This window comes from Spirillospora sp. NPDC048911 (assembly GCF_043198015.1).
GTDB lineage: Bacteria > Actinomycetota > Actinomycetes > Streptosporangiales > Streptosporangiaceae > Spirillospora.
The window spans coordinates 62,002-84,553 of sequence record NZ_JBICUD010000015.1 but is presented as its reverse complement, the minus strand read 5'-3'; the positions used below and the strand labels follow the sequence as shown (position 1 = coordinate 84,553).

26 protein-coding genes are annotated in these 22,552 nt (G+C 69.7%); 12 read left to right on the top strand and 14 right to left on the bottom strand.

What is annotated here, in order from left to right; translation table 11 throughout:
• Positions 1-74 precede the first annotated feature (74 nt).
• The gene (locus tag ACGFNU_RS46400) at positions 75-518 is read left to right on the top strand and encodes a MarR family winged helix-turn-helix transcriptional regulator (RefSeq protein ID WP_392603104.1); all 444 of its coding nucleotides are present in this window, start codon (positions 75-77) and stop codon (positions 516-518) included.
• A 124-nt stretch (positions 519-642) separates the two neighbouring features.
• Here the strand turns inward: ACGFNU_RS46400 and ACGFNU_RS46395 are convergent, their stop codons facing one another.
• Both ACGFNU_RS46395 and ACGFNU_RS46390 read right to left on the bottom strand, forming a co-directional pair.
• Positions 643-1,086, bottom strand: a complete 444-nt coding sequence (locus tag ACGFNU_RS46395; protein ID WP_392603103.1) for a hypothetical protein — start codon at positions 1,084-1,086, stop codon at positions 643-645.
• On the bottom strand, positions 1,083-2,696 hold the full coding sequence (locus ACGFNU_RS46390) for a hypothetical protein (RefSeq protein ID WP_392603102.1): 1,614 nt from the start codon (positions 2,694-2,696) through the stop codon (positions 1,083-1,085). Before ACGFNU_RS46390 ends, ACGFNU_RS46395 begins: the two co-directional genes overlap by 4 nt.
• A gap of 257 nt (positions 2,697-2,953) precedes the next feature.
• On the opposite strand from ACGFNU_RS46390, the gene ACGFNU_RS46385 reads away from it, so the two are divergent.
• Positions 2,954-3,430 carry a YbaB/EbfC family nucleoid-associated protein gene (locus ACGFNU_RS46385; protein WP_392603101.1) on the top strand — a complete coding sequence of 159 codons (477 nt, stop codon included), beginning with the start codon at positions 2,954-2,956 and terminating at the stop codon, positions 3,428-3,430.
• Positions 3,431-3,449: 19 nt separating this feature from the next.
• Here the strand turns inward: ACGFNU_RS46385 and ACGFNU_RS46380 are convergent, their stop codons facing one another.
• Positions 3,450-4,289 (bottom strand): hypothetical protein, encoded by an 840-nt coding sequence (locus ACGFNU_RS46380; RefSeq protein WP_392603100.1) that lies wholly within the window; start codon positions 4,287-4,289, stop codon positions 3,450-3,452.
• A gap of 116 nt (positions 4,290-4,405) precedes the next feature.
• Here ACGFNU_RS46380 and ACGFNU_RS46375 point away from each other — a divergent pair, with 116 nt between their 5' ends.
• Both ACGFNU_RS46375 and ACGFNU_RS46370 read left to right on the top strand, forming a co-directional pair.
• The gene (locus tag ACGFNU_RS46375; RefSeq protein ID WP_392603099.1) at positions 4,406-4,738 is read left to right on the top strand and encodes a WXG100 family type VII secretion target; all 333 of its coding nucleotides are present in this window, start codon (positions 4,406-4,408) and stop codon (positions 4,736-4,738) included.
• 2 nt (positions 4,739-4,740) lie between these two features.
• The gene (locus tag ACGFNU_RS46370) at positions 4,741-5,232 is read left to right on the top strand and encodes a hypothetical protein (protein ID WP_392603098.1); all 492 of its coding nucleotides are present in this window, start codon (positions 4,741-4,743) and stop codon (positions 5,230-5,232) included.
• Here ACGFNU_RS46370 and ACGFNU_RS46365 read toward each other — a convergent pair.
• Positions 5,224-5,412, bottom strand: a complete 189-nt coding sequence (locus ACGFNU_RS46365; RefSeq protein ID WP_392603097.1) for a hypothetical protein — start codon at positions 5,410-5,412, stop codon at positions 5,224-5,226. The genes ACGFNU_RS46370 and ACGFNU_RS46365 overlap by 9 nt on opposite strands.
• A gap of 199 nt (positions 5,413-5,611) precedes the next feature.
• Between ACGFNU_RS46365 and ACGFNU_RS46360 the strand changes: the two genes are divergently transcribed.
• The 6 genes from ACGFNU_RS46360 to ACGFNU_RS46335 all read left to right on the top strand — a co-directional run bounded on the left by ACGFNU_RS46360 (position 5,612) and on the right by ACGFNU_RS46335 (position 8,879).
• On the top strand, positions 5,612-6,037 hold the full coding sequence (locus ACGFNU_RS46360) for a hypothetical protein (RefSeq protein WP_392603096.1): 426 nt from the start codon (positions 5,612-5,614) through the stop codon (positions 6,035-6,037).
• Positions 6,037-6,453 (top strand): YbaB/EbfC family nucleoid-associated protein, encoded by a 417-nt coding sequence (locus ACGFNU_RS46355; RefSeq protein ID WP_392603095.1) that lies wholly within the window; start codon positions 6,037-6,039, stop codon positions 6,451-6,453. Before ACGFNU_RS46360 ends, ACGFNU_RS46355 begins: the two co-directional genes overlap by 1 nt.
• Positions 6,454-6,478: 25 nt before the next feature.
• Entirely contained in the window at positions 6,479-6,808 is a 330-nt protein-coding gene (locus ACGFNU_RS46350) for a hypothetical protein (protein ID WP_392603094.1), read from the top strand.
• Positions 6,808-7,302: a hypothetical protein gene (locus tag ACGFNU_RS46345; protein ID WP_392603093.1), complete on the top strand. Its 495-nt coding sequence runs from the start codon at positions 6,808-6,810 to the stop codon at positions 7,300-7,302. The genes ACGFNU_RS46350 and ACGFNU_RS46345 overlap by 1 nt, the downstream gene beginning before the upstream one ends.
• 543 nt (positions 7,303-7,845) lie before the next feature.
• Positions 7,846-8,178: a hypothetical protein gene (locus ACGFNU_RS46340; protein ID WP_392603092.1), complete on the top strand. Its 333-nt coding sequence runs from the start codon at positions 7,846-7,848 to the stop codon at positions 8,176-8,178.
• Positions 8,175-8,879 (top strand): enhanced serine sensitivity protein SseB, encoded by a 705-nt coding sequence (locus ACGFNU_RS46335; RefSeq protein ID WP_392603091.1) that lies wholly within the window; start codon positions 8,175-8,177, stop codon positions 8,877-8,879. Before ACGFNU_RS46340 ends, ACGFNU_RS46335 begins: the two co-directional genes overlap by 4 nt.
• 6 nt (positions 8,880-8,885) lie before the next feature.
• Here ACGFNU_RS46335 and ACGFNU_RS46330 read toward each other — a convergent pair whose 3' ends face one another.
• From ACGFNU_RS46330 to eccD, 10 genes are all read right to left on the bottom strand, one after another.
• Positions 8,886-9,308, bottom strand: coding sequence for a hypothetical protein (locus tag ACGFNU_RS46330; protein ID WP_392603090.1), 423 nt, complete (start codon positions 9,306-9,308; stop codon positions 8,886-8,888).
• 114 nt (positions 9,309-9,422) lie between these two features.
• Complete coding sequence (locus ACGFNU_RS46325; protein ID WP_392603089.1) at positions 9,423-9,848, bottom strand: hypothetical protein; 426 nt, start codon at positions 9,846-9,848, stop codon at positions 9,423-9,425.
• Positions 9,849-9,912: 64 nt separating this feature from the next.
• Positions 9,913-11,244, bottom strand: coding sequence for a S8 family serine peptidase (locus tag ACGFNU_RS46320; RefSeq protein WP_392603088.1), 1,332 nt, complete (start codon positions 11,242-11,244; stop codon positions 9,913-9,915).
• Between the two features lie 104 nt (positions 11,245-11,348).
• Positions 11,349-12,659 carry a WXG100 family type VII secretion target gene (locus ACGFNU_RS46315; protein WP_392603087.1) on the bottom strand — a complete coding sequence of 437 codons (1,311 nt, stop codon included), beginning with the start codon at positions 12,657-12,659 and terminating at the stop codon, positions 11,349-11,351.
• Between the two features lie 62 nt (positions 12,660-12,721).
• Positions 12,722-13,168 (bottom strand): hypothetical protein, encoded by a 447-nt coding sequence (locus ACGFNU_RS46310; RefSeq protein WP_392603086.1) that lies wholly within the window; start codon positions 13,166-13,168, stop codon positions 12,722-12,724.
• A gap of 139 nt (positions 13,169-13,307) precedes the next feature.
• Positions 13,308-13,604, bottom strand: a complete 297-nt coding sequence (locus tag ACGFNU_RS46305; RefSeq protein ID WP_392603085.1) for a WXG100 family type VII secretion target — start codon at positions 13,602-13,604, stop codon at positions 13,308-13,310.
• 41 nt (positions 13,605-13,645) lie between these two features.
• Positions 13,646-13,960: a WXG100 family type VII secretion target gene (locus ACGFNU_RS46300; RefSeq protein ID WP_392603084.1), complete on the bottom strand. Its 315-nt coding sequence runs from the start codon at positions 13,958-13,960 to the stop codon at positions 13,646-13,648.
• A 234-nt stretch (positions 13,961-14,194) separates the two neighbouring features.
• The gene (locus ACGFNU_RS46295) at positions 14,195-14,485 is read right to left on the bottom strand and encodes a WXG100 family type VII secretion target (RefSeq protein WP_392603083.1); all 291 of its coding nucleotides are present in this window, start codon (positions 14,483-14,485) and stop codon (positions 14,195-14,197) included.
• Between the two features lie 220 nt (positions 14,486-14,705).
• The gene (eccB, locus tag ACGFNU_RS46290; protein ID WP_392603082.1) at positions 14,706-16,133 is read right to left on the bottom strand and encodes a type VII secretion protein EccB; all 1,428 of its coding nucleotides are present in this window, start codon (positions 16,131-16,133) and stop codon (positions 14,706-14,708) included.
• A 14-nt stretch (positions 16,134-16,147) separates the two neighbouring features.
• Positions 16,148-17,545 carry a type VII secretion integral membrane protein EccD gene (eccD, locus tag ACGFNU_RS46285; protein ID WP_392603081.1) on the bottom strand — a complete coding sequence of 466 codons (1,398 nt, stop codon included), beginning with the start codon at positions 17,543-17,545 and terminating at the stop codon, positions 16,148-16,150.
• A 430-nt stretch (positions 17,546-17,975) separates the two neighbouring features.
• On the opposite strand from eccD, the gene eccCa reads away from it, so the two are divergent.
• Entirely contained in the window at positions 17,976-21,935 is a 3,960-nt protein-coding gene (gene eccCa / locus ACGFNU_RS46280; protein ID WP_392603080.1) for a type VII secretion protein EccCa, read from the top strand.
• Between the two features lie 59 nt (positions 21,936-21,994).
• Positions 21,995-22,480: a YbaB/EbfC family nucleoid-associated protein gene (locus ACGFNU_RS46275; RefSeq protein ID WP_392603079.1), complete on the top strand. Its 486-nt coding sequence runs from the start codon at positions 21,995-21,997 to the stop codon at positions 22,478-22,480.
• Positions 22,481-22,552: the final 72 nt, after the last annotated feature.

Genomic DNA, 22,552 nt, shown 5'->3' with positions numbered 1-22,552 from the left:
CGGCGGGCGCCGCGCCGCGTTTCACCGGCGCCGAAATCGTGGGCGGCACCAACAACCTCGCTAGACTGGCGCCCATGACTGACGAGACGCCATCGCGGTTGATGGAGCTGCCGACCTGGCTGATCGGCCAGACGTCCGTCCAGGCCCACCGGCTGCTCGCGGAGGCGTTCGCCGCCACCGACTCCCGCGGCTACCACTACCGGCTGCTGGCGGCGCTGGAGGAGTTCGGGCCCGCCAGCCAGGCGACGCTGGGCCGCCGCACCGGGATCGACCGCAGCGACGTGGTGGCGGCGCTCAACGACCTCGCCGACCGCGGGCTGATCGAACGTTCGCCCGACCCGTCGGACCGGCGCCGCAATGTCGTCACGGTCACGCCGGCCGGGAGCGAGCAGTTCCGGCGGCTCGACAAGGTGCTGGCCGGCGTCCAGGACACCTTGCTCGCGCCGCTGACGCCCGCCGAACGCGATCAGCTCGTCCACCTGCTGGCACGCGTCCTCGCCCACCACGACCCCGCGTGAGCGCTTCGGGCCCGGACGTATCTCAAGGCCACGCCCCCTACTCCGCTCTCACAGCCAGCCGCCCGACTCCGCGACGCTCTGGCGCACACCTCGCTCGCTACGGGCGCGGGCTTCGAGGCACGCCCTAGCTCTGGATCACTCCGCCGGAGTACGACGCGGCGCCACCGCCGGCCGGCTGCTCGGTGGCCTTCCAGCTGCGGACCTGGGCCTCGGGAGCGCCGTCGGGATAGATCGTCCCGCCCACCCAGTGCACGAGCGCCTCGGCGAACTTGCGGGCGACCCGCTGGGCGTCCGGCAGGTCGGCGACGACGCGCACGTCGACCCACCACACCGGGGCGGGCGCGCGGGCGCCGAACTCGGGGCCGAGCAGCCGCCCGACCTCGCCCGGCACGGAGACCAGGACCGGGTCCTCGATCGAGACCAGCAGCCGCCGGTCGGCGTCGTAGAGCAGGGTGGGCTTGGGGTCGCCGCCACGGATGTGCACGGCCTCGCCCAGCGCCACCATGCCGTCGATGACGGCGTGCACGTCGGGCTGCCGCCGGGCCAGCACGACCAGGTCACAGCTCACCGCGCCACCCCCGGCATGCCGAGCGCGCGCCCGAACGCCTCGTAGGCGACCCGGTCGACGGCCGCACGCGTCGCCACGCCGATCCTGGTCAGGTCGAGCGCCGCCCCCGCCGCCACATGCCGGTCGTACGGCACCTGGACGACCGGCAGCCCCCACGCGCCCAGCATCTGGGTCGCGCGTTCGAGGTCGGCACCGACCTGGGGGGCATGCATCACCATCGCGATCACCGTACGGGACATGAGCGCCTGCTGGCCGCTGTTCGCGAACCACTCCAGCGCGCCGCGGGCGCTCAACGCGCCGTCGACCGTGCCGGGCGTGACGAGCACCAGGCCGTGGGTGGTGGACAGGATGCCCCGGTGCAGCTCGGTCAGGATGCCCGCGCCACAGTCGATCACCGCGGTGGAGATGTAGCGGGCGAGCGAGGAGAGCGCTGTCTGGAAGGTCTCGAGGTTGAACTCGCCGGCGATACGGCCGCCCCGGGTAGACGACAGCACCCACAGGCCGTCGTTGGTGCGCATGAGGTAGCGCGCGGCCTCCTCGAAGCTGCGCGGCTGCTGCGCCGCCAGGTCGAACAGCGAGAGCTCCGAACGGACGCCGAGACGCAGCGGCAGCGAGCCCAGCTCGGCGTCGGCGTCCATGGCGAGCACGCGGTCGGTGCGGTGCCGCGCGAGCTGGGTCGCCAGCATCGCGGCCATGGTGGTCTTGCCCGCACCACCGCGGACGCTGGCCACGGCGAGCTGGCGGTAGCTCGACACCGGCCGCTGCAGCAGTTCGATGATCTCGGCCTGGGTCTTCGCCCCGGCGGAACCGGACGCCCCGACGGCCTTGCGCATGCCCCGGCCGACCCGGCGCATCAGGGGGTCGCCGTGGACGTTCTTGCGGACAAACTCGTCGGCCATGGGGACGCCGCCCGCGGCGTGCTGCGGATCGGCCGCGGGAGCATGCGGGGCCGCCGGAGCGGGCTGACCCGCCTGGGCGGCCGGCTGGTCGTACGAGCCGCCCGGGTAGGCCTCCCCGGGCTCGTCCTCGGCCACGACGCCCGGCGCACCCGGCGCCTGACCGCTCAGAACCGGGGAGATGGCCGCGTCCCAGCTGAACTCCTCGTTGACGAGGGGCGCCGCCATCGCCTCCTCGGCGGCCTCGGGCTCGAAGGTCTCAGGCTCGTGGGTCTGCGGCTCGTACGTCTGCGGCTCGTAGGTCTGCGGCTCGACGGTCTGCGGCTGCTGATGGACGGGCGCGGAATACGGCTGGGTCGGCGGAACGGGAGCTTCCATCGGAGGGACCGGACCGGTCCTCTGGAGCATCGGCTCGTCGGCCGGCGGCACGACCGGCGGCACAGGCCCGGTGCCCTGGATCACGTCCGGCATTCCGGTGCCCTGGATCACGTCAGGCTGCCCCGTGCCCTGGATCACATCGGGCATCCCCGTGCCCTGGATCACGTCCGGCATTCCGGTGCCTTGAATCACGTCGGGCTGTCCGGTGCCCTGGATCACCTCGGGTTGTCCCGGGCCCGGGATCACAGCCGGCGCGGCCAGCGGCTGGGCGGGCTCGGGTGCCGGCCGCGGTACGGCCTCGGCGCCCCACGCACCCTGGTCGGTGCCCCCTGACATGGGCTCGAGCGTCGCGAGTCCCCGCTGGGACGCACCAAGATCACGCAGTACGGCGTGCTGCCAGCTCGAGTCGGACACCTGCCTCCCTTTCCTCTCCCGCAAGCCTACGAGACGCCGGGTATCCCCGTATCCCCTCTGCGCCGCCGACACTCGCAACCCATGATGATGACAGGCGCGGCGTCCCGCGCCATACCCCGCACATCGGGATCTCGTTATTCTCCCTACAGGCACTGTTCATGATCATGAAGGGGCGGAGCGTGGCGGACTTCTCTGGCGCCGAGCTGGATCGCATGCTGACTGACGCGCGCAAGACCCTGGAGTCGATGCGCAAGGGCGGTGGGGGCGACAAAGCCGCCGCGGCGCCCGGTGCCGCCGGCTCGGCGGCCCCCGCGCGGGGCGACGCGCCGCAGGTCGAGGGCGTCGGGCTGGCCGCCGACGGCCGGGTGAAGGCCACGGTGAGCCTGGGCGGCCGCCTCAAGAGCGTCGAGATGGATCCCCGCGCCATGCGCCTGGCGTCGGCGGCGCTCGGCGAGGAGATCGTGGTCGCGGTGAACGCGGCCCTCGACGACCTCCGCACCAAGGCCGCCGCCGCCGCCGCGACGGGCGACACCGTCGACACGGCCGCCCTCGGCAAGCAGGTCGAGGAGATCCAGAACCAGAGCCTCCGCCAGATGGAGCTCATCACCCAGGCCCTCAACGACACGATCTCCAAGATCGGCAACAACCGCCGCTGACGACGGGCCCGCCGTGAGATCAGTTGGACCAGGTGTAGACGTTCGACAGCTCGGCCTGGAAGCGGCGGATGAGGACGTCGCCGAGCACCTGCGCCGGGCCGCTCCGGGGGCCGGGCAGCCTGGCCTCGTTGTTGAACGACTGCCGGATGAGGACGTACTCGCCCACCGACGAACTCGACCACCAGTGGCCGGGCTCGTTCCCGTACGCGACGCGGATGACCGGCGCCGTGGAGCTGTTGACGCGCCGGGACACCGACCTGGCGGTCGACGAGTCGGGGAACTGGATGAGCGTCATCTGGACGTAGGTGCGCTTGTTCGGCCCCTGGTACATGGCCCCGTACAGGCTGCCCTTGCAGTTCTCCCGGCGCAGCAGCGTGGCCAGCTTCGGCTTGATCTTGGTGCCGGACGTGCAGCTCTTGCCCCAGGAACTGGACTGGAGATAGGTGCCGCTGCTCGTCGAGACCGACCGCGCGAAGAAGGACAGCCCGACCTCGACCTTCCGGGGAGTGGAGGGAGTGCTCGGGCGGAACGACGGCGCCGAGTACGTCGGCGTGGGCACCGAGGTCGGGAGCAGCGGCCTCGATCCGGACGTCGTGCTGCCGCTGGAGTCGTCGTCGCCGTCCGACAGCAGGATGAAGCCGCCGACCCCGCACCCGCCGAGGACCAGCAGGCCCATCAGCAGGACGATCAGGAAGGCGGCCGGATTGCCCTTGTGCCGCGGCGGGCCGCCCGGCATGCCGGGCGGCGGGATGTAGGGCGGCGGGGCCGCACCGGGCGGGAACGACGGGTAGACGGGGGGCGGGCCGCCGGGCACACCCGGCGGCGGGTAGGGCCCTCCAGGCATAGGTGGTGTGCTCAACTCGTGTTCCTCGTCGGGAGGCAGGGGACGTTGCGCGCACAATATCGTTCTTTTTTCCACCGTTCTGCCCGATATGCTCCTTCCCACTTCGTCGAACCTCACGAACAGGGGACGCGATGACCGCGAACGGCTACACGATCCAGCCGGAGACTCTGCGCACCGCGGCCGGCGGCCTGTCCGACGCCGGGGACCGCTTGTCGCAGGAGTGGACGAGCCTGATGTCCACGGTCCAGGGCATGGGCGAGCCCTGGGGCGGCGACGACATCGGCATGCTGATCGGCATGTCCTACACGGCGATCCAGGAGCAGGCGAACGAGTCGTTCACCGGCGCCGCCGAGGACATGACGGCGTTCGCCGAGAAGCTGAAGGCCGTGGCCGACAACTACGAGAAGGCCGAACAGCAGATGGTCGGCGACGTCACGTCGATCTCGGCCGCCCTGAACGGCTGACCGTGGGACTGCAACTGCCGGGCGAGCTCATCGGACTGCTGGGGATGCTGGGGTACACCTGGCCGGAAGCGGACGAGAGCAAGCTCTTCGAGCTGGGCTCCACCTGGATGGGTTTCTCGGGGACGGTCCAGGGCATGGCCGCCGACGCCAACAGCGCCGCCCAGCAGGTGTGGTCGGGCAATCAGGGCGAGGACATCCAGGCGTTCCAGAAGGCCTGGGGTGAAGAGGACTCCCCCGCCGCCATCCTGCAGGACGCCTCGACCGGGGCCATGGCCGTGGGCGCCGCGTTCTTCCTCTGCGCCGGCATCGTCCTGGCACTGAAGATCAACGTGATCGTCCAGCTCATCCTGCTGGCGATCCAGATCGCCCAGGCCATCGCCACCGCCCCGGTCACCTTCGGCGCCTCCCTGGCCGAGATCCCCATCTTCAAAGAGATCGCCGGAATGATCATCGACCTCCTCATCGACCAGGCCATCAACGCCCTCCTAGGCTGACCCCCACGCCTCCCCGGCTCCCGCGTGCCCCGAATCGCGCGTCCCCGGCAGGTGTGTGCCCGACGGCAGATAGAGGAAGTTGCCCGGCAGCCCCACGTCGACGAGCGAGCGGCGCTTCTCCTCATGGGTGGCGCCGCCGGGCAGGGCGTCGAGAAGAGTCCTGGCGCAGCGTTCTGGCACTGAAGATCAACGTGGTCGTCCAGCTCACCCTGCCGGCGGTCCAAATCGGCCCAGGCCCTCAACTCCTTCGAATGGGCCGCAAAGCCGCAGGTAACCGCTATGTTCGGCGTTCCGTGTCCGCTTCCGGCCGCTGTTACGGCAAGAACGGATTGGTAGAGTCCGGGAGCTCACAGAACAGTGGGCCTGCAGAGGAACTGCGATGAGCGCCTCCCCTGACGACGATCCCCAACAGCGGCTGCGCGAGGCACGCGAACGCTTGGCGGAGCTTCGCGCTGAGCGCCGGAACGGTGAGACGCGTCGTGACGACACGGCGGCCCGAGGTGTCGGGACCTCCGACGAGGAACGTGTCCGGGCGACCGCGTCCCGCGGGCGGCTGGTGGCGTTGGAACTCGACGCTCGGACGATGCGCCGCTCCCCGGAAGAGCTCGGCGCGCACATCGCGGCCGCGGTGAACGCGGCGCTTGAGGATCTCGCGGGCAGGTCGGCGGACGAGACGCCGCCCGTCACAGATCCCGCGGCACTGGTCGGCGCCCTCCGCGACGTTCAGGAGCAGGGCATGCGAGGGCTGGCGCTGATCAACGAGTCACTGGCGGAGGCGTCGGTGCGGATCCGGGCGAGGATGTGATGAGCCGATCCGAGGACGAGCTCGACGGGTTGCTCAGCCGCACGGTCAGCGCCGCCGAGACCCTGCGCGACACGTCCACGGCCGCCCCCGGAGAGCTGCGCGGGGTGGGGCGCGATCCCGACCACCTGGTCACGGTCACGCTGTCGGCGACAGGCCGCGTCGAGAAGGTGGAGATCGACCAGCGCGGGATGCGGCTGGCCTCCTCCGAGCTGGCCGGACGCGCGATGGCCGCGGTCAACGCGGCGCTGGCGGACCTGGAGGACGCGAACGCCGGCCGGCCGGCGGAGGCGGTCGACAGGGCGAGCCTGACCGAGCTGACCAAGGGGCTGGGTGACCTCCAGGACCGGAGTCTGCGCCAGCTGGCCGCACAGACACAAGCGTTCCGAGACCTGATGAACAGCTTCGAGCGAAGGTGACCGACACGGGCCAGGGAGTGGATCGATGGGCATGCCGGGATACGAGGTCGATCCGGAACTGATCAGCCGATCGGGTGGCGGGATCAGATCCTCGGCCGAGCAGCTGAAGACCGACTGGGCGGCGTTCCAGCAGGAGTTGAGCGGGTTCGGCCAGCCCTGGGGGACCGACGACATCGGGTCCCTGATCGGCGGGTGCTACCAGGCGATCTACGAGGTCGCGGTGGAGTGCTACGAGGAGAACGTGCAGCGGCTGACCGAGGACGCCGACGTCGTGACGGCGGTGGCAGTCAACTACACGAAGGCCGAACAGTCCAACGTGATGGAGGTCAACCGCGTCCGGGACGTGCTCGGCTGATGGGCCTCCAGCTTCCCGGCGAGTTGCGTTCGCTGCTGTCGATGCTGGGCTTCACCTGGCCGGAGGCAGACGAGACCAAGCTGTTCGAGATGGGCGGCGCCTGGATGAGCTTCGCAGCGGGCCACGGCGGGCCGCTCGGCGACGCCGACGCCCACGCTCAGCAGGTATGGCAGGCCAACAAGGGCGACGACATCACGGCGTTCCGCGAGGCCTGGTCCAAGGACGACTCGGCGAAGTCGAACCTGGAAGACTTCGGGACCGCCGCCACCATCATCGGCGCGGGGCTGATGGTCTGCGGCGGCATCGTCCTCGCCCTGAAGATCAACGTGATCGTGCAGCTGGTGATCCTCGCGATCCAGATCGCCCAGGCCATCGCCACGGCCGTCGTCACCTTCGGGGCGTCACTGGCGGAGATCCCCCTCTTCAAAATGATCACGCAGGCGGCCATCGACATCCTGATCGACATGGCCCTGGAGGTGATCCTCGATGGGTGACTTCCGGACACGCTGGGACCGGGTCACCAGGCGGCGGGGACGCGGCGGCGGGGGTGGGCGGGCACCGTCCGGCGTCTTCCGTCCGGCTGCGGGCTGGCTCCGCAGGATGCTGAGCGGATCTCGCCGTTCGTACCGCTACGACATGGTCAACAACCCCGGCCCACTCGCCTCGATGCCGGGCAACCCGGCGGCCAACTTCGCCGGCGGGCGCTACAACGAACTGACCTTGCCTCGTGACACGACGCTCTACCGCGGCGGTACGGCGAGTCAGCCGTACGGGCGCTGGTTCACCGCGGATCCGCCCGCGTCGAGGGCGAATGTGCGAATAGACAGCGCGGTCCCGCCGACGTGGACCACCGGAAGCGGCGGCTATGTGGCCTCATCACCCGTCGATTCCCGCCATGCGATACAGTTGCCAGCCGGAACGCGCGTTTATCACGGCCCTGTCGCCAATCAGGGCGGTATATATCATGGCGGCGGAGAACAGATCTACGTACCGGCTCCATGGGCCGGCGGAAGAGTAGTCGGATCAGAGCCACTACCATGAGTGAAGATTCCCTCGACGACCGGCTCACCACCACCCGCCGGGTCGTTGACGAACTGGTGGAGATTCTGCACAGCCAGGGGCAACGCACCCTGGGCTGGTATCTCATGCTCCTCGACCTCCGGGATGCCCTCGCCGATGTGAGCGGGTCTCCACAGGAGACTCTCGACACCGCCGCCGCAATGGTCGACGCCCTTTATTCCGGGCCGCATAATTTCGGTGAATTCTTTGTCGTGTGCGACGACCAGGAGGAGATGATCACCGCCAACGAGCATGCCGAAGAACTCACCGCGCGACTGCGTGAGGCCGTGCGTGGAAAAGGAGAGCGATGACGTTTCCCGCCAACCCGCTGGAAGAAACGCTCATGGCGTTCCGCATCGGCCAGGTCGACGGTGACGTCTTCCTCAGAGCACTGGCCGGGGCCGAGGTCTGGGTTCCCCTGCCCTCCGGAGCCGGCGACGACGGCCAGGCCGCACTTCCGATCATGATGATCGAGGACGCGCGATACGTCGCCGTCTACACCTCCGAGGAACAGTGCAAGAAGGGCGCGGGTCAGATGACCTACGCCGTGACGCCCGGCGGCGCCTTCGTCCGCACTCTCCCGCCCGGTCTGGGGCTCGCCGTGAACCCCGGCGGCGACGTCGGCCTCCCGATCCATGCCGCCGGCATGCACGTGCTCCGCGGCGAAGGCAGCACGGTGGAGGCCGGCACGCAGATCATGCTCGGCGAGCCCGCCGAGGAGCCCGTCGCGTTTCTGGAGTCGCTCCGCATCGCCTTCGCGGGCACGCGCGAGGTCACGAATGCCCGGCGCGCATGGGCCGTCATCGGGGCCGAAGGGTCGCTGATCATCGGCGTCGCGCTCGCTCCGGACACCCCACAGACCCGTCAGACCGCCCTGGACGCCGTTAACACCGCGATCCGCGAGACCGTGGTCCCGTACGGCGTCGACACGGTGTTCCTCAGCGACCCCGCCGACCCACTGGCGGCGTGGCTCCTCGACAACACCGCCCCGTTCTACGTCCGCTCCGCATAGCCAGGTCTACGACGGAGGTTGGCCAGGGCGATTCTGCGGAGTCTGCCCCGGATGTTGCGGCTGCTGCGCTGGAGGCTGCGGCTGGTGCTGCGGGCCGGAATGCTGGGGCGGGTACGGGTAGCCGGGCTGGGGCTGGACGGGGGGCGGAGCTTGATGGGGCGCGGCGGGGCCGGGCCAGGGGCCGCCTGCGGCGGCTGTATGGACGGCCACAGGAGCGGCGGTCTGGGCGGACGCGCGTTGGATGCTCGCGCCTAGTGAGACGACCGCGCCTGCGACGAAGATGCCGGTGCCCGCGATCGTGGTCGACAGGGCGAGGTTCCGGGAGGTCTCGCGCTTGAGCGGGCACTGCGCGTCGCTGGCCGTGCAGCTCTTTCCCGAGGCCAGAGCGATGATGAGGCCGATGGCGAGGGTGAGACCGCCGACGACCATTAACAGGACTGCTCCCACGCTTCTCATGGGAGAACACTAATAACGCCCGAACGAGTGAGACCAGCATTACAAGGAATACCGCTTACGCTCGGGCGCTATGTCGTGCTATAGAAGTCAGCCGCCGTTCGCCTGCTTGACGCAGTCAGCCGAGTCCTTGTTGGCCTGGTTCGCGTCCTTGACGTTCTTGGGCGTCACCCCGACGTCACCGGGCTTCGGGTCGTCGACCGTGTAACCCCTGGTGCGCATGCACTTGGCCACCTTGACCAAGGTGGCGTGCATCTTCTGCTGCGCCGGCGTCAGCTTGCCGGTACCGCCGCCGCTGCCGTTGCCCGCACCGCCGCCTGTGCCGTTGCCCGCGCCGCTGCCGGGTGCGGTGTTGCCCGGATCGATGGTCGCCGGAGCGCTCGGCGCCGTGGAGCCCGCGGCGCCCGACGGACTGCTCGACGCCTTGCCCGCCGAGTCCTTGTCGTCGGAGCCGCACGCGCTGACACTCAGCCCGAGCGCCAGCACGGCTGCGGGCATGACCAACAGCTTCTTCAACGCATCGCCTCTCTAGGGAGCCTGTCCTCTGACAGTTCCTGCATGGTAGCGACCAGCCGGACCCTCAGCCGCGATACCTGGGCGGCGGACCCTGCTGTCCGGGCGGCCCCTGGGGCGGCATGGGATATCCCCCGCTCTGACCGGGCGCTCCGGCGCCCCAGCCGGGCGGCGGACCGCCGGCCTGCTGGCCCGGACCCATGCCGGGGCCACCGCCGAAGCCACCGGACGGCGGACCGCCCTTGCCACCGCGCTTGGAGAACACGAAGATCACCACAGCCAGCAGCACGACCCCGAGGATGCCGCCCACGGCGATGACGAGCGTGATGATGCTGTTGCGGTCGTCATTGTTCTTCGGCTCGGCGACGCCCGGCGCCTGAGTGCCGGTCTGGCCACCCTGCCCTTGCGGCTGGGTCCTGGCCCACTGGTCGTACTTCGCGAAGACGGGGTTCGGCGCGCTCTTCGGCACGTTGGCATTAAGCGCCCGCTCCGGAATGATCACACCGGCGCCGGTCATGTTGTCCTTGCCGGGAGGACCGGCGTCGACGGCCGACGCGATGATCCGCTGGACGACCTCGCGGTTCGGCATCTGCGGGTGCTTCGACCGCACCAGAGCGGCGACCGCGGACGTGAGGGCGGCGGCCTGACTGGTACCGATCACGTCCCCGACGAGAGTGCCGTTCCGGCCGACGCTGGTGACCGGAGCTCCGGGAGCCGCCACCGCGACATACGGCTGGCGCTGCGTCCCGATCCAGGCCTTCTTCTTGTTGTCGACCGCACCGACCGCCAGCACGCCCGCGCAGTTCGCGGGATTGTTCGAGGGATTGGCCCGGTTGCCCTCGTTGCCCGCGGAGACGACGATGACAGCGTCTTTCTGTATCGCGTAACCAACGGCCTGCTGGAGGTCCGGCTGGCAGCCGCGATTGGCGATGAATCCCTGGGAAATGCTGATCACTTTGGCGCCGTGATCGGCGGCGTACCGGATGCCCTTCGCGATCGCCGCGGGGTTGCCTGCGGTGATCGGCATGATCTTGGCCTGTGGAGCCACCCCGACGAATCCGGTCCGGCCACCCTGGCTGGCGATGAGCGCGGCCATACCCGTGCCGTGACCACCCTTCTCGGCATCGGTGTCGGTGCGCCCGTCCCCGGAACCGCGGTCGAGGTCAGAGCCGGGCACCACGACACCACCTTGGAATTCGGGCAGCTGAGCGTTCACACCGGTGTCGATGACCGCGACGGTGACACCCGCGCCCTGGCTCACCGGCCAGACCTTCTTCTGGACCTCCCAGGCGGAGAACCACCACTGTTCGCTTCGCGGGCCTGGGACCGCCCCGGCCGGGGTCGCGACCGTCAGCGCGAGCAGGGAGCTCGCTCCGGCGGCGGCCAGGAACCGTGTCATCCGTCGCACAACTACCTCACTAACGCGAAAGCGATGTGAACGGCCCGGAGCATACCGGGCCGTTCACACCGCCTCGTCCATCTTCACGGAAACCGTGCTACGGCTCAGCCGATCACCGGAGGCGCGGCGTCACCGTCGCTGCCGCCCCAGATGTCCTCGTCCTCGGTCAGCCAGGTGGAACGCTCGTTCTCGTCGTCGCTGCCGCCGCCACGGCCACCGGCGCCGCCCATCGGTCCACCCATGCCACCGGCACGCATGCCGCCCTTGCCGAGCCCACGGCCCTTGCCTGCGCCGGCACCGCCTCGACCGGCGCCGCCCATGCCCGCGCCGGGCATGCCACCGGCCATACCGCCCATGCCGCCACCGGGCACGCCGCCACCACCGGCACCGCCGCCGGGGATACCGCCGCCACCCAGGCCGCTACGGCCGAACGGGTCGCCGCCACCGCCACCACCGGGGATACCGCCGGGACCGCTACCGCCACCGGGGATACCGGCGAGGTCGCTGCCACCACCACCGCCGCCGCCGGGAATGCCGCCACCGCCACCGGGGATACCGCCACCCCCGCCGGGGATACCGCCACCGCCGCCTGGGATGCCGCCGCCTCCGCCGGGAATGCCGCCACCGCCGCCAGGAATCCCGCCGCCTCCGCCGGGAATGCCACCGCCACCCGGGATGCCGCCACCGCCGGGGATCTTGCTACCCCCGCCAGGAATACCGCCACCGGGGACGCCGCCACCGGGGATGCCGCCACTATCCGTACCTGGAGGCTTCTGCCACTCGGTGCCGCCGGTGCCGCCGTAAGGCAGGTCGGTGGTGACTTCCTTGGGCATCCAGTTGTTGTTCGTCTGGATGGTGGAGTCCTGGAGCTTCTTCATGTGCTCCTTGGCGAGGGACTTCTCCTCGCTGTCCCACCAGCCGGTGAGGTCACCGACGACGTCGGCGACCTTCTTGCCACCGACCGCCAGCACGCCGCCCGCGGGGCCGGCGATGACGGCGCCGGCCGCGAAGACCGTGGCGTCGGTGTAGGTGAAGTTGGGGATGACGCCGCCACCGGGAGCGGTGCGCTGGAACTCGATCTGCTGGTTCGCGTGGTGGTCGAGCGCCGTGCCGGCCTGGCCGAGCTTGGCGTCCATCTGCCTGGAGGTCGCGTTGAGACGCTGCATCTGCTTCTGCGCGGCGGCGGCGTCCTCGCCCTTCCAGACCTTGGACAGCGCGTCGGCGCGAGAGCGCAGCAGTCCGGCGGTCGTCTCGAACTTGGCGGCCGCGTTGGTGTACGCGGTGCCCGCCTCCTTCACCTTGGCGGGCTGCATGCTCTCGAGGATCTGCTTCATCTCGTCGAGGCCACCGTCCCACTCGCCCGGTGGGGAGGCCTCGACTCGCAGCGGGGTAGTCTGCGGCCTGCTTTCGGTCATCGCTCTGGTCTCACTTCCTGGTGCTACGAAAAGTCTGCTGCGAAGGGAGCGCTACGGACGGCTCAGGCGTACGACTGCGTGTTGCCGGTCGTCGGCTTGGAGCCGCCGCCGCCCCCGGAGGTCACGCCGTTGGCGGACGCGGTGTTGTTGGTCTCCATGTCCTTGTAGCCCTTCACCGCGTTCTCGAGGGCCGTGATGATCGCTTCGTAGCTGTTCAGGAAGCTGTTGTACTGGGCGGTGAACTGGTTGTACGTGGCCTGGGTGCTCGCCTGCAGGCTCTGGGCCGCGGGGTAGTTGCCCAGGTGCGCGGTGTTGATGTTGCCCTTGGACTGCAGGTCGTTGACGGTGCCGCTCCCGTTGGAGAAGCCCTCGTAGTCGGCTCGCAGTTCCTTCAGGATCCGCTCGACTTCGTCCTTGTCGATGTCGACGTCTTTGGTCGCCTCGAGCCCGGGCCAGGACCCGTCCAGGTAGAAGGTGTCGCTGCTGCCCCCGCCGCCGTCCAAAACCATGTCAGCCTCCTGCGGGCTGAACACGCCCGCTGCTCTCTGCTTGCCTGCTCTTACTCAAGCCCGTCCGCCGACCCCGGGACGGACCCGGATCCGGCCGCCCGCCCGGCGAACGGGTGGGCGGCCGGAGATGCCGGACGGGTCAGCCGCCGATCATCTGGGTATTGGCGCGCATGGTGGACTGGCCGGTCTCCGACGAGGAGTTGATGACCGTGCCGAGCGCGTTGATGATGCGGCCGATGTCCGCCGCCGAGGCCTCCCACTGACGCTTGGCGTCCATGTAGGCGTTCTTGGCGTCGTCCTCCCACTGCCCCAGCTTCTGCTCGACCGACTTCTCGAGGTCGTCGAGCTCCGACTGCATGTGGGTGTACTTCTGCTGGAACGCGGCGTATGCCTGCTGCATAGCGCCGAAGTTCATCGAGCTAAAGCTCTGGCCCATGATGGGTTCCTCCGTGCCTCAGGTCTGTTGCTCGGACGGCGTCAGCCGTTGAGCAGGGAGTTGAGCCGGTTGACGTCCTCGGTCTGCTGCTGCTCGCTGGCCTCGTAGTTGATCTTGGCCTGCGACATCTTCTCGTGCAGCGTCTCGAGCGCCGTGATGACCTTGCCCAGTTCGCCGTCGAACTCGTTGTAGACCTTGGTGAAGGCACTGGAGGCCTCGCCGACCCACTGACCCTGAAGCTGCTGCTGCTCAGAGCTCAGGTCGCCCCTCATCTTGTGCAAATCCTGCGCCGCAGACTCGACCCGCTGGGCCGCCTGAGCCATCTCTGCTCTGTCGACCGAAGAGCTTTGAGCCATCAGTCATCCTCCCTCGTGTCTCTGATTTGTCTTAGATGCGGCGCGAGCCCCGTCGGTGCCGAGCTGATCAAAATTTTTCGGGAGCCACACCTTGCCCGGTGTGCCCAGCGGCCTGTGCCGCCAGGGCATTACCAGATTACGGCAACGTCCGCATCACTGTCGATCTACCCCAAGCGGGGCTTTGCCACCAAACCACACATGGTGACACTGCCGCTGCAAAGTGCGGCGAAACGGTCACGCCCACATGCCGGTGTTGGAGTTCTCGGCCGTCTTGTAGTTGTCGTGCGCCGTCCGGACCGCGGTGGAGAACTCGTCGACGGCCTTCGCCGCTTCCCGGGCGGCCTTGTCCCACTTGCCCTGCTGCTCGAAGTAGGCGTCGCGCGCGTCGTCCTGCCATCGGGCCAGCCCGCTCTGCAGGTCGGCCTCCAGGGAGTCCAGCAGCGAGGTCATCTCCTTGTGCTTGTTCTTGAAGAGAGCCTCGGCCTGCTGCATGGTCGCGTAGTTCGTGCTGAACGCCTGACCCACGCCCTACACCTCCGTCGTGTCAAGCCCGGTGGAACAGCAGGTAAAGCTACCAATCCCAGCCGGGACGATGTGATCTTTTAAGAGACGAACCGGCAAACTCACAGCTTCTTGCCAGACTCCGTGCAACCGAACCTGACCTGGAAGGACGGTGTCAGCGGACGACCGGCTCGCCCCGGGTGCCGCTTCCGGCCATGCCCGTTACCGGACAGGTCGCCTGGAACTACTGGCCCACGTTCCCTTGCGTGTTGAGTTGGGGTGGATTGTTCGGGTCGAGGAGGGCCAGCGCCGGCCCCTCCTTGAGCAGTTGCAGCAAGGCCGCGGGGACCGGTTCGACGTCGCTGCTGCTGTCCGCCGAGATCGTGTAGCCGAGGGCCTTGGCCGCGTCGGCGTTCTTCACCGCGTACTTCCAGCCGTTGTCGGAGATGAAGTAGTAGCTGCTGATCGCCTGCTCGTTGGTGACCAGTGCGCCCGCCAGCACCGCGCTGCCCGGTGGCAGGACGACGTTGTCGACGCCGCCGCTGCCCTGCGTCGTCGGGACGGGCAGGTCGGTGCCGCCGCCGACGGTCAGCTGTGGCGCGGTCATGCCGTCACCGAGGTTCTTGTAGACCACGCAGAGGGCTTCCTTCTGGTCGTACCGGACGGGCTGGAGCTGCTTGTCCGGGAGACCGCGGGAGGAGAGCACCTGCCGCGACGGGTTCGCGGTGACCTGGGCCGGCTGGACCGGTGACAGCGGAGGCATGTTCGCGTACTCGGGCATCGACTGGATGAGCGAGGCCTGGATCTTGGTGATCGAGGCGTAGCCGTCCGGCATCAGCACGTAGTAACGGTCGTTGGACTGGTCGTGGAAGACCTGGCCCTGCTTGCCGGTCGCGCCGCCCTGCGCGTTCACCTGGCGGCCGAAGCCGTTCCTGACCTGGTCGGGCGGGCCGAACGCGGGCCCCTCGGGCATCGCGTTGACGAAGACCGGCGAGACGGGCACCGGCTGGGTGTTGCCGAGGACCGTGCGGCCGCCCTCGCTGACCTTCAGCCGCTGGTTGTTGTAGACGAGCCAGTCCGTTCCGGCGGAGCTGACCACGACGGCCGCGCTGGCGTCGAGCGCGCGGCCGCCCACGTTCTTGCCGCCGACCAGGGAGACGGCGGGCCGGGGCTGGCCGGACTTGCCGGTGACCGTGCGCACGCACACCGACCATGGGCCGCCCACCAGGCGTTTGCGGTCGGGGATGCTGTCGGGCGCGCCGGCGATGCCGATGACCGGCCCGCGCGCGAACTTCGACAACGACTTGGACGACACCGACTTCTGCTTGCCCTGCCCGCCGACCGCCAGCTTGGCGGAGGCGTAGTTGGCCACCGGGCACAGGACCTTCTCAGCCTGGCCCTGCGGCGTGCACCAGACGTACCGGGTGCCGGTCTGCTTCTCGATCAGGAGCATCTGCGGGTCGTCGAGACCCTTGCCGCCGCCGCCCATGAGCAGGCCGGCGACGCCGAACCCTGCCGCGACCAGGACGGCCGCCATGATGCCGGAGAACGTGCCGATGTTGAGCCGCTTGAGGGGCTGCTCAGGGTTGTCCGGCTCGCCCAGGATCAGCGCCTGCGAGGCGCGCTGGGTCATCAGCTGGTGCGCCTGCAGGAGGTCGCGTTTGGTCTGCATCTACCCCTGCCCCCTCAGCCCGCGAGGCCGCGGACCCACTCGAAGACGCCGCTGACGCCCAGCGCGAGCGGGATCAGCGCGACCACCAGCAGGATCTCGATGATGTCGCCGGCCCGGCCCCAGAAGGGGGTGAGCCGGTTCTTGGGCAGCCAGATGCCGACGCCGACCGCGATGCCCGACACGACGAGCGCGGGGGCGAGCACACCGGCCAGGAGGAAGACCTGGGAGTCCGTCGTGAACGCGGTGCCGATGGCGAGGACCGCCAGGACGGTGATGCCGGGGATGAGCATCCAGAGCTTCTGTGCCCGGCCGCGGAACATCCGGGCGCGCAGCAGCATGGCCAGCGCGACCACCACGGCCATCGTGGGCGAGACCCATCCGCTGTCGAGCGCCAGCGGGAGCGAGGCGCCGAGGGCGACCAGTCCCATGCCCGAGACGCCGCCGGTGACGAACCGGTCGGCGGCGGACGAGCGCGCCAGGACCTGCTGGCCGTCCACCATCAGGGTGTCGCGGCGCAGGTCTTCGGCGCTGCTCGGAACCGGCGGGAGCGCCACCCTGGCGAGCTTGAACGCGACACCCGGAAGCAGCGGCGTCAAGGCCAGCGACACCGCGACGGTGATGGCGGCGACGCCCGCCGCGTCGTAGTCGAAGACCAGCGCCAGCGCCGTGGTGATGGCGCCCAGCAGGGTCGCGGCGGCGGTGCCGTAGAAGACCGGCAGGCCGTCGGAGATCGCGAAGGCGCAGATCGTGGCCGCCAGCACCGCGGCGCCGAAGCCCGCCGTCAGGTGCAGGGCGTCCAGCTGGGAGAGCGTGTCGTCGCGCGCGGGCGCCAGCACGCCGGCGAGGAAGGCGTACGGGATCGCTCCGTAGCCCAGCATCGCGCCGGCCCCGGCGTCGCCGGCCGCCCGCGACAGGGCGATCGCGCCGATGATCAGGAGCAGGGCGATGCCGCCGGCGGCCGCGGCCGGCACGATCCAGTTGGGGCCGGCCAGCAGCAACGTGACCGCGCCGACGCCCAGGCCCGTCGCCCCCCAGCCCAGGGCGAACGTCCGCGCGTTCTCGGGCCGCCACCGGCCCGGACGGTCGTTGACCGCCGTGGCGACGACGTCGGGGACGTCGTCGAACGCGAGGTCGGGCATCTGCGACATCCGCGGCCGCAAGTAGATGAGGTCACCGTCCCGCAGCCCCGCCTGGCCAGGTGTGGCCGACGGGTCGAACGGTGCCTGGTCGAGCTTCTGCAGAATCCAGCCGCCGTGCGCCAGACCGGCGTCGGCGAGGTCCTGGCCTGCGTAACGCAGCATCGTGGGGTAGAGCTCGGCGAACGTGGCATCCGCAGGAACGGCGATGTCGACTCGCCGTTTCGGCCCGACGACCGTGATCCTGCAGATGTCGGCTCCAGGGGGCGCGCTCACGACTTCCTCGCAGTTGTCCGGGACAGGTGGACAGGGGTTCCACCGATGGGCGGGGGACGACCACTCTGCATGGTGGCATGCCGGTGGCGCCAGCAGCCGGGAGATGCCGCTGGTCACACCCCGCGACCGCTGATCACGTTCGGGGACGTGATCTGGCCAAGATTACGCAATGAACGGCGTCAGGGCACAAAACCGTCCTGAACCGCCTGCCCCATGGGCGAAACCGCCCATGATCGCCCAAGAACGTGACGAATCGGGCTCTCACCAGGGGGTCATGACCACTACCATTTGCTTGATTTGTTTGCTCGAGTCGTTACAGCGTGCGCAAGCAGGTGACCCGGAGACGCCGGCGATCGCGACCGCCCGGTCCCTGCCGGGCGGGAGGCGGGCGAGGCTCCCACTCCGGGTCCCCGGTGGAAGGAAACGAAGCGTGAGCACGGTTCTCGTCCGCCGTCGTGACCGGCGGAAACCCCCTGCGATGCCGCGGGGCGAGATTCTGCTGGAGTCTCCGCCCGAGCTCCCCGAGGTGGTCCCCCAGGGCTTCTCGGCGGTCATGACGTATCTGCCCATGCTCGCGGGCTCGGGCGCCATGGTCTTCATGATGGTCGGCCGCGGCGGCGGCCCGCTGCAGTACGCGGCGGGCGGCATGTTCGCGATCTCGATGTTCGGCATGATGCTCGGCCAGGTCGGCAAGACCGGCGGCGAGCGCAAGGTCAAGCTCAACAACGAGCGCCGCGACTACCTGCGCTATCTGGGCCAGGTGCGGCGCAAGGTGCGGAACGCGGCCAAGCAGCAGCGCGAGGCCCTGGAGTGGGGCAGCCCCGACCCCGCCGGCCTGTGGTCGCTGGTGATGAGCGCCCGCCTCTGGGAGCGCCGCCCCTCCGACGACGACTTCGGGCAGGTCCGCCTCGGCACCGGCGCCCAGAAGCTGGCCGTCGAGCTGATCGCCCCCGAGACCAAGCCGGTCGAGGACCTGGAGCCGATGAGCGCCGGCGCGCTCCGCCGGTTCATGCGCACGCACGCCAACGTGCCCAACCTGCCGATCGCGGCCAACATCCGGTCGTTCGCCCGCGTCGTCCCGCAGGGCGACCCCGAGGCCGTCTACGGCATGGTCCGCGCCATGCTCATGCAGATCGCGGCGTTCCACTCCCCCGACGACGTGCACATCTCGGTGTGCGCGTCCCGCGAGCGCATGCCGTGGTGGCAGTGGGTCAAGTGGCTGCCGCACAGCCAGCACCCCACCGAGTACGACGCCGCCGGCCAGGTCCGGCTGATGAGCGAGAGCATGACCTCGCTGGAGGCCATGTTCGGCCAGTCGGTCAAGGACCGCCCCCGGTTCCAGCCCGGCCTCTCCGCCGACGACCTGCCCTACCACATCATCATCATGGACGGCGGGCAGGCGTCCTATGACTCCCAGCTCGCCGCCGACGCGATCGAGGGCGTCTGCATCATCGACCTGACCGGGTCGTCCGCCCAGGTGCACGAGTCGATCACGCTGCGGCTGGCCGTGCAGAAGGAGCGGATCGCCCGCCTGACCAAGGACCGCACCGGCAAGGACGTCGGCACCCGCCTCGGCAAGCCCGACTCGATCACGCTGCAGCAGGCCGAGGCGCTCGCCCGCCAGCTGGCCCCGCTGCGGGCCAGCGCGGCCCAGGGCGGTTTCGAGGAGGACGCGCTCGCGTCGGCGACGACGATGACCTCGCTGCTCGGCATCGACAACCCGTTCACCGTCGACGTGCGCGACGTCTGGCGGCCGCGCGCGCCGCGCAACCGGCTGCGCGTCCCCATCGGCATCGACCCCGACGGCCGGCCGATCTCCCTGGACATCAAGGAGTCGGCGCAGGGCGGCATGGGCCCGCACGGCCTGTGCATCGGGGCCACCGGTTCCGGTAAGTCCGAGCTGCTGCGCACGCTGGTGCTCGGTCTCGCCGTCACGCACTCGTCCGAAGAGCTCAACTTCGTGCTCGTCGACTTCAAGGGTGGCGCGACGTTCCTGGGCATGGACAACCTCCACCATGTCTCGGCCGTCATCACCAACCTCGAAGACGAGCTTCCTCTGGTCGACCGTATGTACGCGGCGCTGGAGGGCGAGATGGTGCGCCGCCAGGAGTATCTGCGCTCGTCCGGTAACTACGCCTCGCTGCGCGACTACAACAAGGCGCGCGAGCAGGGGGCGGAGCTGCCGCCCATGCCGACGCTGTTCCTGGTGCTGGACGAGTTCTCCGAGCTCCTCAGCGCCAAGCCCGAGTTCGCCGACCTGTTCGTCATGATCGGCCGGCTGGGCCGGTCGCTCGGCGTGCACATCCTGCTGGCCTCGCAGCGCCTCGAAGAGGGCAAGCTGCGCGGCCTCGACACCCACCTCTCGTACCGCATCGGTCTCCGGACCTTCTCGGCGCAGGAGTCGCGCGTCGTCCTGGGCTCCCCGGACGCGTACGAGCTGCCCTCCGCGCCCGGCCACGGCTACATGAAGTTCGGCACCGAGTCGATGACCCGGTTCCGCGCCGCCTATGTCTCCGGCCCGGCCACCGAGGACCTCGCGCCCGCCGCCAAGAAGGGCAGCAAGCAGCACGTCCGGCAGATCGTGCCGTACATCCCCGACTACATCCGGCCCCAGATCATCGAGGAGCCGGAGGAGCAGCAGCAGGACGAGAGCAACGAGCCGACGGCCTCGCTGTTCGACGTCGTCGTCAAGCAGCTGGAGGGGCACGGCCCGCCCGCGCACGAGATCTGGCTGCCGCCGCTCGACGCGCCGCCGACGCTCGACGAGCTGCTGCCGACGCTGGCGGTGGTCCCGGGGCTGGGGCTGACCACGCAGAACGACGCGTGGCGCAACAAGCTGCACGCGATCGTCGGCATCATCGACCGGCCGTTCCACCAGCGCCGCGACCCGATGTACGTCGACCTGTCCGGCGCGGCCGGCAGCGTCGGCATCGCCGGTTCCCCGCAGAGCGGCAAGTCGACGATGCTGCGCACGCTCATCGCCTCGCTGGCGATGCTGCACACGCCGCAGCAGATGCAGTTCTACTGCCTCGACTTCGGTGGCGGCACGCTCGCCGCCTTCGAGGACCTGCCGCACGTGGGCGGTGTCGCCAACCGGCTCGACACCGACCGCGTCCGCCGCACCGTCGCCGAGGTCACCTCGCTGCTCGAACGCCGCGAGCGGGAGTTCGCCGAGCGCGGCATCGACGGCATGGCCACCTACCGCCGGATGCGCAACGCGGGCGAGATCCCGGGCGACGGCTACGGCGACGTGTTCCTCGTGGTCGACGGCTGGATGACGCTCCGCCAGGACTACGAGAACCTCGAACCCGTCATCACCGACCTGACCGCGCGCGGCCTCGGCTACGGCATCCACGTGGTCGCGACGGTCAACAAGTGGTCGGAGTTCCGCACCACGATCCGTGACCTGTTCGGCAGCAAGCTCGAACTGAAGATGGGTGACCCGTACGAGTCCGAGGTCGACCGCAAGCTCGCGGTCAACGTGCCGGAGGGGCGGCCCGGCCGCGGTCTGACCCGCGACAAGCTGCACTTCCTGTCGGCGCTGCCGCGGCTGGACGGCGAGCCGAACGGCGAGAACCTCTCCGACGGCGTCCGCAAGTTCGTCGGCGCCGTCGGGGGCAACTGGCAGGGCCCCGGGGCGCCGAAGGTCCGGATGCTGCCGTCCGTGCTGCCGGTGAGCCAGCTGCCCGCGGCGGCCGAGAGCGGCAACCGCATCCCGTTCGCCATCGACGAGGACTCGCTGTCGCCGGTGTACCTCGACTTCTCGCAGGAGTCGCACTTCCTCGTCATCGGCGACACCGAGAGCGGCAAGTCCAACATGCTGAAGACGATCGTCCAGGGCATCGTCGACCGGTACACGCCGGAACAGGCCCGGATGATCTTCCTGGACTACCGGCGGTCGCTGCTGGACCACGCCAACACCGAGCACCGCATCGGCTACGCCGCGTCCTCGACCGCCGCGGCGTCGCTGGTCAAGGACATCGTCGGCGCCCTCAAGAACCGCCTCCCACCGGCCGACCTCACCCCGGACCAGCTCCGGGACCGGTCGTGGTGGAGCGGCCCGGACCTCTACCTGGTCATCGACGACTACGACCTGGTGGCCACGTCCAACAACCCGGTCACCCAGCTCGCCGAGCTGCTGCCGCAGGCACGCGACATCGGCCTGCACGTGATCGTGTCGCGCGCGTTCGGCGGCGCCGGCCGCGGCATGTACGACCCGATCATGCAGCGCATCAAGGAGATGGGCTCGCCCGGCCTGCTCATGTCCGGCAACAAGGACGAGGGCGTGATCCTGGGCAACATCAAGGCCCACGCGCTGCCGCCGGGCCGCGGGTACTTCATCGACCGCCGCGGCGGCACCCGGCTCGTGCAGACCGTCCACCAGGAGTGATCCCGGCTCCTTCCGAAAGCTCGCCACCCTCCGCAAGCTCCCTAGAAAGGTTTGGTCAGATGGCCGATTTCAGCCTCGGCAGCGGCTTCGAGCGGTTCCAGCGCGACATGGAACAGAACATGGGCGACTTCACCAAGATGAAGGAGCGCATCGACGAGGCCGTGGGCAAGGGCGAGGCGGCCGACGGCCGGATCCTGGCCGAGTTCACGGCCAAGGGCGGGCTCACCCGCCTCGACATCGACCCGCGCGCGCTGCGGCTGCCCTCCTTCGAGCTGACCGAGCAGATCAAGCTCGCGGTCAACGCCGCCTCCGCCGACTTCCAGACGAAGGTCCGCGAGGCGAGCGAGGCGATGTTCAAGATGTCGGAAGACCCGGACAAGGCCATGGACCCCTCCGCGGCCCTCGCCTCCCTTGACAAGATCGCCAACGGCTTCGCCGGCCAGATGAAGGACCTGGCCCGCGAGCTCGGCCTCCAGCAGCAGCGCGCCAAGGAGGCCATGGACAACTACAAGGGCCCCGGCCACCCCGGCAACTACCAGCGGTAGCCCTGAAGAGCCTCGGCCCCGGAACGACGCGTTCGTTCCGGGGCCGACGTCTTTGCCTTGGACGTTGTGCTG